Consider the following 12,567-nt stretch of genomic DNA (forward strand, 5'->3'; position numbering starts at 1 on the left):
CGTACCCACGACAGAGGATCCGGCGGGCAGGCTCGGCGCTGAGCTTGCCCGCCGCTCCGTGTCCCGGTGCCGGGCGTAGGCTCGGAGCCGGGAACGTATCGGCACAACGCTTAAGGAATCTCTGATGGAGCTCGGTCTCGTCGGCCTCGGCAAGATGGGCGGCAACATGCGCGAGCGCATCCGCCGCGCAGGCCACACCGTCATCGGTTACGACCGGAACCCGGACGTCGCCGATGTCCACAGCCTCGAAGAGCTTGTGGGCAAGCTGAAGGGCCCGCGTGTCGTCTGGGTCATGGTCCCGGCAGGCGCGGCCACGCAGTCCACCATCGACGAGCTGGCCGAGCTGCTGCAGCCCGGCGACATCGTCGTCGACGGCGGCAACAGCCGCTGGACCGACGACGAGAAGCACGCCGTCGAGCTGGGCATCAAGGGCATCGGCTTCGTCGACTGCGGCGTCTCCGGCGGTGTCTGGGGCCTGGAGAACGGCTACGCCCTGATGTACGGCGGCAAGCCCGAGGACGTCGAGAAGGTGCAGCCCATCTTCGACGCGCTCAAGCCGGAGGGCGAGTTCGGCTCCGTCCACGCGGGCAAGGTCGGCGCGGGCCACTTCGCGAAGATGGTCCACAACGGCATCGAGTACGCCATGATGCAGGCCTACGCCGAGGGCTGGGAGCTCCTGGAGAAGGTCGACTCCGTCACCGACGTGCGCGAGGTCTTCCGCTCCTGGCAGGAGGGCACCGTCATCCGCTCCTGGCTGCTCGACCTCGCGGTCAACGCCCTGGACGACGACGAGCACCTCGACGGCCTCCGCGGCTACGCCGCCGACTCGGGCGAGGGCCGCTGGACGGTCGAGGCCGCGATCGACAACTCGGTGCCGCTGCCCGCGATCACCGCGTCGCTCTTCGCGCGCTTCGCCTCCCGCCAGGACGACTCGCCGCAGATGAAGATGATCGCCGCGCTGCGCAACCAGTTCGGTGGCCACGCGGTGGAGAACAAGAAGTAGTACGCACGCACAGCAGGACGGACGGAAGGCCCGCGACCATGCACGTCACGCATCTCTCGCTGGCCGACTTCCGCTCGTACGCCCGGGTCGAGGTACCTCTCGACCCGGGCGTCACCGCGTTCGTGGGCGCCAACGGCCAGGGCAAGACCAATCTCGTCGAGGCGGTCGGCTATCTCGCCACCCTGGGCAGCCACCGGGTCTCCTCGGACGCCCCGCTGGTGCGGATGGGCGCCGAGCGGGCCGTCGTACGGGCCGCGGTGACCCAGGGCGAGCGCTCCCAGCTGGTCGAACTGGAGCTCAACCCGGGCCGCGCCAACCGCGCCCGGATCAACCGGTCCTCGCAGGTCAGACCGCGTGACGTGCTGGGCATCCTGCGGACCGTGCTGTTCGCCCCGGAGGATCTGGCCCTGGTCAAGGGCGATCCCGGTGAGCGCCGCCGCTTCCTGGACGAGCTGCTCACCGCCCGTTCGCCCCGGATGGCCGGTGTCCGCTCCGACTACGACCGGGTGCTGAAGCAGCGCAACACCCTGCTGAAGTCCGCCGCGATGGCCCGCCGCCACGGTGGCCGTTCCATGGACATGTCCACGCTCGACGTGTGGGACCAGCACCTCGCCCAGGTCGGCGCCGAGCTGCTGGCACACCGGCTGGATCTGGTCTCCGTCCTCCAGCCGCTCACCGACAAGGCGTACGGCGACGTCGCCCCGGGCGGCGGTCCGGTGGGCCTGGAGTACCGCGGATCGGTGGACGAGAACCCGGCGCGGACCCGCCCGGAGTTGTACGAACAGCTGCTGGCCGCGCTCGCCGGCGTACGGAAGCAGGAGATCGAGCGGGGTGTGACCCTCGTCGGACCGCACCGGGACGATCTGCTGCTGGGCCTGCGCGGGATGCCCGCGAAGGGGTACGCGAGCCACGGGGAGTCCTGGTCGTACGCGCTGGCGCTGCGGCTGGCCTCGTACGAGCTGCTGCGGGCCGAGGGCAACGAACCGGTGCTGGTGCTGGACGACGTCTTCGCCGAACTGGACGCGCGGCGCCGCGAGCGCCTCGCGGAGCTGGTCGCCCCGGCCGAGCAGGTGCTGGTGACGGCCGCGGTCGACGACGACGTGCCGGGGGTGCTCACCGGCACCCGGTACGAGGTCGCGGCCGGCGAGGTGACCCGGCTGTGAACGCGTCCGGAGACCGCGACGGGTCCGGCCAGGACAAGGGTGGCAAGGCGCCCGAGCCCTCCGGCGTGGACCTGGCCCGGGTGGCGCTGCGGGCCGCCAAGGAGCAGGCCGCGGCGCGTGGCGCCGCCGCCCAGCAGCGCAAGCAGGCCAGACGAGGCGGCGGACTGCGCTCCGGCGCCCGGACGGACGGCCGGGACCCGCTGGCGCTCGGCTCGGCGATCAACCGGCTGATCACCGAGCGCGGCTGGGAGACGCCCGCCGCGGTGGGCGGGGTGATGGGCCGGTGGCCCCAGATCGTGGGAGCCGATCTGGCCAAGCACTGCGTGCCCCTGAAGTACGACGAGGCGCCCGAGGCCCGCGTACTGACCGTCCAGTGCAGTTCGACCGCCTGGGCGACGCAGCTGCGGCTGCTCGCGCCCCAGCTGGTGGCGCGGCTCAACGCCGACCTCGGGCAGGGCACCGTCCGCATGATCAAGGTGCTGGGCCCCAGCGGTCCGCAGCGCCGGTACGGTCCGCTGCGCGCGCCCGGATCGACCGGTCCCGGCGACACGTACGGCTGACCGGCCGCGGTCCTCCCGGGCAGGGACGCGTCCCCCGGAAACCCCTGTGAGCTGGTCCTTCGTGGACCGTCAGGAAGAAATGACAGGGCTCGTCGTGGCCTCGGCGGGCCTTTCGTGCTGCCCGGAGTCCGTACGGCCACCCGGTTCCGGTGTCCCTCCGGGGCTTCCGGCTTGTGCCGTTGTGTGGCGGTTGAAACCTCCGGGGGCCGAGCGGGTGTCCCTCACCGTAGCGGGAGGTTGACAGGCAGAAGCGCTCAAAGCCCGTGTGAGCCTCTCAGGGCCCCGTCCTGAATATGGGGAGTCGTCAGCCGCTGGTTCAGGGCGGCACATGCGGACTCAGGTACCGCCAAACCCCCATTCGGGTCGGCGCTAGCGGTAGACTGATGAACAATCCCGCTACTGAGCGGGTGTCGTCGATTACCAGCCGAACGACGCAGCCGCTCCCGCCTGCCGGAGAACGGCCTGTGCTGTGCCAGAAAGGGCGCTTCGTGGCCGATTCCGGCAACCCCAACGAGAACAACCCGTCCACAGCCGGTGAACACGGCGAGGTCACCGCCTCGTACGACGCCAGCGCGATCACCGTCCTCGAAGGACTGGACGCGGTCCGCAAGCGACCTGGCATGTACATCGGCTCGACCGGTGAGCGTGGACTCCACCACCTCGTCCAAGAGGTCGTCGACAACTCCGTCGACGAGGCTCTGGCGGGGCACGCCGACACGATCGACGTCACGATCCTGCCCGACGGCGGGGTCCGCGTGGTCGACAACGGGCGAGGCATCCCCGTCGGCATCGTGCCGTCCGAAGGAAAGCCGGCCGTCGAGGTCGTGCTGACCGTCCTGCACGCGGGCGGCAAGTTCGGCGGCGGCGGTTACGCCGTATCCGGCGGTCTGCACGGCGTCGGTGTCTCCGTCGTCAACGCCCTCTCCACCCGTGTCGCCGTCGAGGTCAAGACGGACGGCTACCGCTGGACGCAGGACTACAAGCTCGGCGTGCCGACCGCGCCCCTGGCGCAGCACGAGGCCACCGAGGAGACCGGGACCTCGGTCAGCTTCTGGGCCGACGGTGACATCTTCGACACCACCGAGTACTCCTTCGAGACCCTCGCGCGCCGCTTCCAGGAGATGGCGTTCCTCAACAAGGGCCTCACGCTCAAGCTCACCGACGAGCGGGAGTCCGCGAAGGCGACCGTGGGCGCCGACGAGGCCGAGGCCACGGCGTCCACCGAGGAGCCGCCCGCGCGCACGGTCACGTACCACTACGAGGGCGGCATCGTCGACTTCGTGAAGTACCTGAACTCGCGCAAGGGCGACCTCATCCACCAGTCGGTGATCGACATCGAGGCCGAGGACAAGGAACGACTCCTCTCGGCCGAGATCGCCATGCAGTGGAACACGCAGTACACCGAGGGCGTGTACTCCTTCGCGAACACGATCCACACGCACGAGGGCGGTACCCACGAAGAGGGCTTCCGCGCCGCGCTGACCTCGCTGGTCAACCGGTACGCGCGGGACAAGAAGCTGCTCCGTGAGAAGGACGACAACCTCACCGGCGAGGACGTCCGCGAGGGTCTCACCGCGATCATCTCGGTGAAGCTCGGCGAGCCGCAGTTCGAGGGCCAGACGAAGACCAAGCTGGGCAACACGGAGGCGAAGACCTTCGTGCAGAAGGTCGTCCACGAACAGCTCACGGACTGGTTCGACCGCAACCCCAACGAAGCGGCCGACATCATCCGCAAGGGCATCGCCGCCTCGACCGCCCGGGTGGCGGCCCGCAAGGCGCGCGACCTGACCCGCCGCAAGGGTCTGCTGGAGAGCGCGTCGCTGCCGGGCAAGCTGAGCGACTGCCAGTCGAACGACCCGACGAAGTGCGAGATCTTCATCGTCGAGGGTGACTCCGCCGGTGGTTCGGCGAAGTCGGGCCGTAACCCGATGTACCAGGCCATCCTGCCGATCCGCGGCAAGATCCTGAACGTCGAGAAGGCCCGCATCGACAAGATTCTGCAGAACACCGAGGTCCAGGCGCTGATCTCGGCCTTCGGTACCGGGGTCCACGAGGACTTCGACATCGAGAAGCTCCGCTATCACAAGATCATTCTGATGGCGGACGCCGACGTCGACGGCCAGCACATCAACACCCTGCTGCTGACCTTCCTCTTCCGCTTCATGCGCCCGCTGGTCGAGGCCGGTCACGTCTACCTCTCGCGCCCGCCGCTCTACAAGATCAAGTGGGGCCGGGACGACTTCGAGTACGCGTACTCGGACCGCGAGCGGGACGCGCTGGTGGCGCTCGGCAAGCAGAACGGCAAGCGGATCAAGGAAGACTCGATCCAGCGCTTCAAGGGTCTCGGCGAGATGAACGCCGAGGAGCTGCGTGTCACCACGATGGACGTCGACCACCGGGTGCTCGGCCAGGTCACCCTCGACGACGCGGCACAGGCCGACGACCTCTTCTCGGTGCTGATGGGTGAGGACGTCGAGGCACGGCGCTCGTTCATCCAGCGCAACGCCAAGGACGTCCGTTTCCTCGACATCTGAGTCGGCCGTACAAGCAAGCCGCCGCTCGAAAGGACTTTGACCAGCAATGGCCGACGAGAACACCCCTGTGACACCGGAAGAACAGCCCGCCGCGGCCGGTGTGGGCATGCGTGTCGAGCCCGTGGGGCTCGAGACGGAGATGCAGCGCTCCTACCTCGACTACGCGATGTCCGTCATCGTCTCGCGTGCGCTCCCCGACGTGCGGGACGGCCTCAAGCCCGTCCACCGCCGGGTGCTGTACGCGATGTACGACGGCGGGTACCGCCCCGAGAAGGGCTTCTACAAGTGCGCCCGCGTCGTCGGTGACGTCATGGGTACGTACCACCCGCACGGCGACTCCTCGATCTACGACGCCTTGGTGCGCCTCGCGCAGCACTGGTCGATGCGCATGCCGCTGGTGGACTCCAACGGCAACTTCGGTTCCCCGGGCAACGACCCGGCCGCCGCCATGCGGTACACCGAGTGCAAGATGATGCCGCTGTCCATGGAGATGGTCCGGGACATCGACGAGGAGACCGTCGACTTCCAGGACAACTACGACGGACGGAACCAGGAGCCGACGGTCCTGCCGGCGCGCTTCCCGAACCTCCTGGTCAACGGCTCCGCCGGTATCGCCGTCGGTATGGCCACCAACATCCCGCCGCACAACCTCCGCGAGGTCGCGGCGGGCGCGCAGTGGTACCTGGAGCACCCGGAGGCCTCGCACGAGGAGCTCCTGGACGCCCTGATCGAGCGCATCAAGGGTCCGGACTTCCCGACCGGCGCCCTGGTCGTGGGCCGCAAGGGCATCGAGGAGGCGTACCGCACCGGTCGCGGCTCCATCACGATGCGCGCGGTCGTCGCGGTCGAGGAGATCCAGAACCGGCAGTGCCTGGTCGTCACGGAGCTTCCGTACCAGACCAACCCGGACAACCTCGCGCAGAAGATCGCCGACCTGGTCAAGGACGGCAAGATCGGGGGGATCGCGGACGTCCGTGACGAGACCTCCTCGCGCACCGGTCAGCGCCTGGTCGTCGTGCTCAAGCGCGACGCGGTCGCCAAGGTCGTGCTGAACAACCTCTACAAGCACACCGACCTCCAGTCGAACTTCGGCGCCAACATGCTGGCGCTGGTCGACGGGGTGCCGCGCACCCTCTCGATCGACGCGTTCATCCGCCACTGGGTGACGCACCAGATCGAGGTCATCGTCCGGCGCACCCGCTTCCGGCTGCGCAAGGCGGAGGAGCGGGCGCACATCCTGCGTGGCCTCCTGAAGGCCCTGGACGCCATCGACGAGGTCATCGCCCTCATCCGGCGCAGCCAGACCGTGGAGATCGCTCGTGAGGGCCTCATGGGCCTCCTGGAGATCGACGAGATCCAGGCGAACGCGATCCTGGAGATGCAGCTGCGCCGGCTGGCCGCGCTGGAGCACCAGAAGATCACCGCCGAGCACGACGAGCTCCAGGCGAAGATCAACGAGTACAACGCGATCCTGGCCTCGCCCGAGCGGCAGCGTCAGATCGTCAGTGAGGAACTCGCGGCCATCGTCGAGAAGTTCGGCGACGACCGGCGTTCCAAGCTGGTCCCCTTCGACGGTGACATGTCCATCGAGGACCTGATCCAGGAAGAGGACATCGTCGTCACGATCTCGCGCGGCGGCTACGTCAAGCGCACGAAGACGGACGACTACCGCTCGCAGAAGCGCGGCGGCAAGGGCGTACGCGGCACGAAGCTCAAGGAAGACGACATCGTCGACCACTTCTTCGTGTCGACGACCCATCACTGGCTGCTGTTCTTCACGAACAAGGGCCGGGTCTACCGCGCCAAGGCGTACGAGCTCCCGGACGCGGGCAGGGACGCGCGCGGTCAGCACGTGGCGAACCTGCTGGCCTTCCAGCCGGACGAGCGGATCGCCCAGATCCTCGCGATCCGCGACTACGAGGCGGCGCCCTACCTGATCCTGGCCACCAAGGGCGGCCTGGTGAAGAAGACGGCGCTCAAGGACTACGACTCGCCCCGCTCCGGCGGTGTCATCGCGATCAACCTGCGGGAGACCGCGGACGGCGCCGACGACGAGCTGATCGGTGCCGAGCTGGTCTCGGCCGAGGACGACCTGCTGCTCATCAGCAAGAAGGCCCAGTCGATCAGGTTCACCGCGACGGACGACGCGCTGCGCCCGATGGGCCGCGCCACCTCGGGCGTCAAGGGGATGAGCTTCCGCGAAGGCGACGAGCTGCTCTCGATGAACGTGGTCCGGCCCGGTACGTTCGTCTTCACCGCGACCGACGGCGGTTACGCCAAGCGGACCCCGGTCGACGAGTACCGCGTCCAGGGTCGTGGCGGTCTCGGCATCAAGGCCGCCAAGATCGTGGAGGACCGCGGGTCGCTCGTCGGGGCCCTGGTGGTGGAGGAGACGGACGAGATCCTCGCCATCACCCTCGGCGGTGGTGTGATTCGCACGCGAGTCAATGAAGTCAGGGAGACGGGCCGTGACACCATGGGCGTCCAACTGATCAATCTGGGCAAGCGGGATGCCGTCGTCGGCATCGCGCGCAACGCCGAGGCCGGCCGTGAGGCCGAAGAGGTCGATGGGACCTCCGAGACCGAGGACGGTCCGGCCGAGGCATCGGCCGAAGTTCTGGCCGAGGGCACTGTCGAGGGCACGGAGCCCTCGACCGGGGAGCACGAGGAGTAGAGCGTGAGTGGAGCCACGGGCGCCGGTTCGGCCGCTTCTGGAGACGGAGCGAACGGTGCCCGTGGCCCTGCCACGGACTCCCAAGGGGGCACTGTGACGGACACTCGGGGCCCGCAGCCCCAGTACGAGGGCTACGCGAACGGGCCACTGCCCGGGGAGCGGGAGCCCGCGCAGGGGACGGCGGGTCCCTACCACCCGCCGCAGGCGTACGAATCGCCGGCGGGCGGCCGACAGGCCACCGGCGGGCAAGGCGTACGTCTGCCGCGGACAGGGGCGCGGACCACTCCGCGTACCCGTAAGGCACGACTGCGGGTGTCGAAGGCCGACCCGTGGTCGGTGATGAAGGTGAGCTTCCTGCTCTCCATCGCGCTCGGCATCTGCACCGTGGTCGCGGCCGCGGTCCTGTGGATGGTGATGGACGCCATGGGCGTCTTCTCCACCGTGGGCGGCACGATCAGCGAGGCGACGGGTTCCAACGAGAGCAACGGCTTCGATCTGCAGTCGTTCCTCTCGCTGCCGCGCGTCCTCATCTTCACGTCGGTCATCGCGGTGATCGACGTGGTGCTGGCCACCGCGCTGGCGACGCTGGGCGCGTTCATCTACAACCTGTCGGCGGGATTCGTGGGCGGCGTGGAGCTCACGCTGGCCGAGGACGAGTAGCCCGCGGGCTATCGATTTTGGGACTGGCCCCGACGTGCGCTAATCTTCAGAAGTCAGCGCAGCAGCGCGGCGGGGCTATAGCTCAGTTGGTTAGAGCGCATCCCTGATAAGGATGAGGCCACAGGTTCAAATCCTGTTAGCCCCACCAGTACGAAGGCCCCTCACCGGAAACGGCGAGGGGCCTTCGGCGTATCCGGCGGCCGATCGGCGGCTCGTCAGGAAATTCGGCGAGGCCCGTCACGGCTTGCCGCTCTCCGCCTCCCGGCACGCGGGTGGCAGTGCGGGAGGCACCGGACGGGTCCGGGAGTCCCTGGCGGCCCCGTGGCCGTCCTGCTCCGTCCCGAACAGGCCAGGGAGGCCCACACCATGAGCGGTACCACCGCGCCCTTTCCCGAGCGGCTCGACATCTCGGGGGAGGGCCTCGTTCTCCGCGACTGGACGGAGGCGGACCTGACCGTGATGCCGGAGCTGTTCGACGATCCCGGCACCGCCTACTGGACGCCGATCGTGTCCCCCTTCGACGGGGCGGCCGCGCGGGCACGGCTGGACCTGGCCCGGCGTCTGCGGGCGGAGGGCACCTCGATCCTGCTGGCCGTCACCGTCGACGGTGGTGCGCCGCTCGGTGAGGTGATGCTGCGGCGTTCTCCCGAGGGCATGGAGATCGGCTACGCCATCGGCCCCGCGCACCGAGGCCGCGGCCTGGCGCCGCGTGCCGTCCGGTTGATGGCCGCCTACGCCTTCGAGGAACTGGGCGCGGAGCAGGTGATCCTGGAGCTGGAGGCCGAGAACGGGGCCAGCGTCGCCGTGGCCACCAAGGCGGGCTTCGGGCTGCTGGACGTGCCGCTGATCACGGGTGAGGAGAAGGGGCGCCCCTTCGCCCTGCAGACGTGGGCCCTGGACCGGCCATGACCCCTTCCGCGCCTCAGGGGCGTCGTCGACCGACGACCACGCCGCGAGGTGCGGCACAGGAACCCGCGAGCCCGGCCTGATCCGAACGAGAGGCCCTACTGCCCGCCGGCGGCCAGGCTGGCGAGCAGGGCCGCCCCGGCGCCCAGGACGAGCAGCTGCACGGTGCCGCACGTACGCCAGCGCAGGAGGTGGAAGCCGCCACCCGTGACGACGGCGGCGCCGAACAGGATCCACGTCGCGCGCATGGCCTCGGCGGGGGCGTCGGGCGGCTGGCCCTCGTTGTAGGAGTCGGCCCACCCGGTCATTCCGTAGCGGAACACCAGCCACCCGATGACGATCAGGTCGACGACGAAGAGAACCACGCTGATTGCGGCCTGTTGGCCGGTCGACGGCCGTCCCTGTCCCACGACGACCCACCCCCTCCGTCTGCCGAACCTGCTTGCCGTACGCGTTCCAGCGTGCTCGGGCGGCGGGCGACGCGCATGAGCACGGCTACTCAGCTCCGCCCGGGCCCGGGGCCCCGGCTCCAGGGCCCCGGGCACACGGGAAGGCCCCCGGCCGGTGGGTACCGGGCCGGGGGCCTGAAGTCCTTGGTGGTGCGGGGGAGGGTCGATCAGGTCGATCAGGGAGGCGGAAGGGGGGACTCGCCTTCCGTTGCCGCGTAGTTGGTGCGGGCGGCTTCGGTGCCGGGGGCCGACGCGGTGTCGGCGGGCAGGTGCCTGGTGGCGGGTGAGGAGCCGTGGGCCTCGGCGCGGATGCGCTGCTTCATCGTGGGTGGCAGCGCCCTGTCACGCGGAAGGGTCCATCGGACGGACGGGGTGGTCGCGGTTGCCGCGGTCGCACCCAAGTGCTCCTGGTTCGTGTGCGTCGGCTGCTGCTCCGTGGCCGAGGCGTTCGCCGCGGCGAGGCCGAGGGAGGCGAGGAGGGCGAAGAAGGCGGTGATGAAGGCTGTCCAGAGGTTCTTGACCTTGAAGGCGCTCATGGCCCCTCACTTTCAGGTGGTCCGGTTTGCTTACCTTTCTGATGATGTGGATGTGCAAGCGTATTTCTGGGAGCGACGCCACCGGTGCGCCGATCTTCTGATGAACACCACTCGTATGGTGCAACCGGGTCGACGAACCGCTCCAGGACCTCTTAAGAGGGCGGTCATGAGCTTCCTCCGGGGGTGGTCCGAGAGCTCCGCCAGGTTCGGTGAACGCCGGGGGCGGGGGCTTCGGCGGGGGTCCGGGCAGGTCACCGATCGGTATCGGCCGGTGTGTATAGTCGGGCGGCAGAAGTCCCTTAGAACCTAGGAAAGACGAGGTCGCGCGGTGAAGAAGCTTCTCCTGGTCGCACTGGCCGCCATCGGCGGGCTCCTCGTGTACCGCCAGATCCAGGCGGATCGCGCCGAGCAGGATCTGTGGACGGAGGCGACCGACTCCGTGCCCGCAGGTTCGGGCGTGTGAGACGACGCAGTCCGTGAGAAACCCCGGCCGCCCAGCGGCCGGGGTTTCGTGCTGTCGGGGGCCGTCCGCCGTGCGGGTACCGTCCCGGAACGGCACCGATCCGCCGTGGTCGCAGACAGCACAGGGGCCCCCGGGGCAGGATGGACGCGCATCGCGACCGCGGCCCGGACGGGCGCTCCGGTGGCGCCGGCGCGAGGTCCGTGCGTGGACGGACCGGTTGCGGGGCGGTCGCCGGGACGACACGAGGGGGAGCGCGTGAAGAGGCAGACCGGCAGGGGCGTACGGGCGGCGTCGGCGGCCGTCGCTGCGATGTGTGCGGTACTGGCACTGTCCGGACCCGCGCACGCGGCCGACCCGGCCCCGTACGCCTTCGACCCGGGCGCGAAGCGGGTGACCGGGGCGGTGGCGAACGCCGACGCACCGCCGCTGGAGGCCGGTTCGGTCTACCGCAGCTCGATCAAGCCCGGGGAGAAGCTCTACTACCGGGTGAACCTGGACGCCACCTCGGACGCGTACGTCTCGGCGGTCGTGGTGCCCAGGTCGCCGGAGGCCGTAGTCGCCTACGGCGACGGGATCACCGTGTCCATCCGTGACCGCAACGACTCGCCGTGCGGTTCGGACGACGCCCTCGTCGGCTCGGCCGAGTTCGCGCGCCCGATGTCCGCGTACGCGGTACGGACGGTCAAGGAGGGGAGTTCGTACTGCCAGGAGGCGGGGGCGTACGACGTCCTGATCGAGCGGAAGAGCAAGGAGACCTCCTCCCCCGAGGAGTGGGACCTGGAGATCCGCCACGACGTCGAGCCAGCGCTGAAGGAGCCCGGCTCCCAACCCACCGCTGCGGCGACGGAGTTCGCCTCCGAGCCGCCCGCCCCGCTGCCCATGTCCGCACCCCGCGCCGCCCGCTCCGGCGGCACCGGTTTCAACGACGCGACCGGGCTGGAACCGGGCGAGTGGAAGGACGCGCTCTCACCCGGCCAGAACCGCTTCTACCGGGTCCCGGTGGACTGGGGCCAGCAGCTCTTCGTCACCGCCGAGCTGAGCAACAGCAACGCCTCGACCGCCTACCTCGGCAACGCGCTCTCGCTCTCGCTGGCGAACCCCGCGCTCGGGCACGTGGACGACGCGGTCCTCTCGTACTCCGGAAGGCCCGCCTCCGTCTCCCTCGACCCGCTTCCCCCGGTCGCCTGGAGCAACCGCTACGCCTCGGCGGACGCCGTCTCCGCCATGCGCTTCGCGGGCTGGTACTACGTCTCGGTCGGGCTGAGCCCCGAAGTGGCCGAGAAGTACGGCTCCGGCCCGGTCAAGCTGACCCTGACGGTCCAGGTGAAGAACGAGGCACAGGCATCCCCGTACGCGGGCGCGGCCGGGATCTTCGGGGTCAGCGACGACGACCGGGACATGGCGCGCAGCGGGCAGAGCGCGCCGCAGGCCGCGAAGAGCGCGACCCTGCGGCTGGTCGGCGTCGCCGGGATCGGAGCGGGGACGGTGCTGGTGCTGGGGCTCGGTGTCTGGACCCTGCTGGCCCGGCGCGGGCAGGGGCAGGGCGCGCCGGTGGCCGCCGAGGGGAACCAGGGGCGGACCTCGCCGTACGGAGGGCCGCCGCAGGCCTGGTGAACTCC

General features: G+C 69.8%; 11 protein-coding genes and 1 tRNA gene. 10 read left to right on the top strand and 2 right to left on the bottom strand.

The features are described 5' to 3' along the window. Positions 1 to 124: 124 nt before the first annotated feature. From gnd to OHA55_RS15090, 8 genes are all read left to right on the top strand, one after another. On the top strand, positions 125 to 1,003 hold the full coding sequence (gene gnd, locus OHA55_RS15055; protein WP_266706614.1) for a phosphogluconate dehydrogenase (NAD(+)-dependent, decarboxylating): 879 nt from the start codon (positions 125 to 127) through the stop codon (positions 1,001 to 1,003). Between the two features lie 38 nt (positions 1,004 to 1,041). After that, positions 1,042 to 2,166 (top strand): DNA replication/repair protein RecF, encoded by a 1,125-nt coding sequence (gene recF, locus OHA55_RS15060; protein ID WP_266706615.1) that lies wholly within the window; start codon positions 1,042 to 1,044, stop codon positions 2,164 to 2,166. After that, a complete protein-coding gene (locus tag OHA55_RS15065; protein ID WP_266706616.1) occupies positions 2,163 to 2,726 on the top strand; it encodes a DUF721 domain-containing protein in 564 nt (187 codons plus the stop codon). Before recF ends, OHA55_RS15065 begins: the two co-directional genes overlap by 4 nt. A gap of 464 nt (positions 2,727 to 3,190) precedes the next feature. Then, positions 3,191 to 5,260, top strand: a complete 2,070-nt coding sequence (gyrB, locus tag OHA55_RS15070) for a DNA topoisomerase (ATP-hydrolyzing) subunit B (RefSeq protein WP_266706617.1) — start codon at positions 3,191 to 3,193, stop codon at positions 5,258 to 5,260. Between the two features lie 46 nt (positions 5,261 to 5,306). Next, positions 5,307 to 7,934: a DNA gyrase subunit A gene (gene gyrA / locus OHA55_RS15075; protein ID WP_266706618.1), complete on the top strand. Its 2,628-nt coding sequence runs from the start codon at positions 5,307 to 5,309 to the stop codon at positions 7,932 to 7,934. 93 nt (positions 7,935 to 8,027) lie between these two features. Then, positions 8,028 to 8,594: a DUF3566 domain-containing protein gene (locus OHA55_RS15080; RefSeq protein ID WP_266706619.1), complete on the top strand. Its 567-nt coding sequence runs from the start codon at positions 8,028 to 8,030 to the stop codon at positions 8,592 to 8,594. A 71-nt stretch (positions 8,595 to 8,665) separates the two neighbouring features. Next, positions 8,666 to 8,742 (top strand) — tRNA-Ile (locus tag OHA55_RS15085). A gap of 218 nt (positions 8,743 to 8,960) precedes the next feature. Continuing rightward, positions 8,961 to 9,503, top strand: a complete 543-nt coding sequence (locus OHA55_RS15090) for a GNAT family N-acetyltransferase (RefSeq protein WP_266706620.1) — start codon at positions 8,961 to 8,963, stop codon at positions 9,501 to 9,503. A 95-nt stretch (positions 9,504 to 9,598) separates the two neighbouring features. On the opposite strand, the gene OHA55_RS15095 is transcribed toward OHA55_RS15090, so the two are convergent. Together OHA55_RS15095 and OHA55_RS15100 are read right to left on the bottom strand one after the other, a co-directional pair. Beyond that, positions 9,599 to 9,910 (bottom strand): DUF6234 family protein, encoded by a 312-nt coding sequence (locus tag OHA55_RS15095; protein WP_266706621.1) that lies wholly within the window; start codon positions 9,908 to 9,910, stop codon positions 9,599 to 9,601. Between the two features lie 215 nt (positions 9,911 to 10,125). Beyond that, positions 10,126 to 10,485 carry a DUF6344 domain-containing protein gene (locus tag OHA55_RS15100; RefSeq protein WP_266706622.1) on the bottom strand — a complete coding sequence of 120 codons (360 nt, stop codon included), beginning with the start codon at positions 10,483 to 10,485 and terminating at the stop codon, positions 10,126 to 10,128. Between the two features lie 328 nt (positions 10,486 to 10,813). Here OHA55_RS15100 and OHA55_RS15105 point away from each other — a divergent pair, with 328 nt between their 5' ends. Both OHA55_RS15105 and OHA55_RS15110 read left to right on the top strand, forming a co-directional pair. Beyond that, complete coding sequence (locus OHA55_RS15105; protein WP_003958712.1) at positions 10,814 to 10,948, top strand: DLW-39 family protein; 135 nt, start codon at positions 10,814 to 10,816, stop codon at positions 10,946 to 10,948. 255 nt (positions 10,949 to 11,203) lie between these two features. Then, complete coding sequence (locus OHA55_RS15110) at positions 11,204 to 12,562, top strand: hypothetical protein (protein WP_266706623.1); 1,359 nt, start codon at positions 11,204 to 11,206, stop codon at positions 12,560 to 12,562. Positions 12,563 to 12,567: the final 5 nt, after the last annotated feature.

Origin of the sequence: Streptomyces sp. NBC_00102, from assembly GCF_026343115.1 — a bacterium.
Taxonomy (GTDB): domain Bacteria; phylum Actinomycetota; class Actinomycetes; order Streptomycetales; family Streptomycetaceae; genus Streptomyces.

What these genes read in the sequence shown, in the direction of transcription:
- gnd (WP_266706614.1), top strand. Translation starts at nt 125, where the DNA reads ATGGAGCTCGGTCTCGTCGGCCTCGGCAAGATGGGCGGCAACATGCGC.
- recF (WP_266706615.1), top strand. Translation starts at nt 1,042, where the DNA reads ATGCACGTCACGCATCTCTCGCTGGCCGACTTCCGCTCGTACGCCCGG.
- gyrA (WP_266706618.1), top strand. Translation starts at nt 5,307, where the DNA reads ATGGCCGACGAGAACACCCCTGTGACACCGGAAGAACAGCCCGCCGCG.
- OHA55_RS15090 (WP_266706620.1), top strand. Translation starts at nt 8,961, where the DNA reads ATGAGCGGTACCACCGCGCCCTTTCCCGAGCGGCTCGACATCTCGGGG.
- OHA55_RS15100 (WP_266706622.1), bottom strand. Translation starts at nt 10,485, where the DNA reads ATGAGCGCCTTCAAGGTCAAGAACCTCTGGACAGCCTTCATCACCGCC.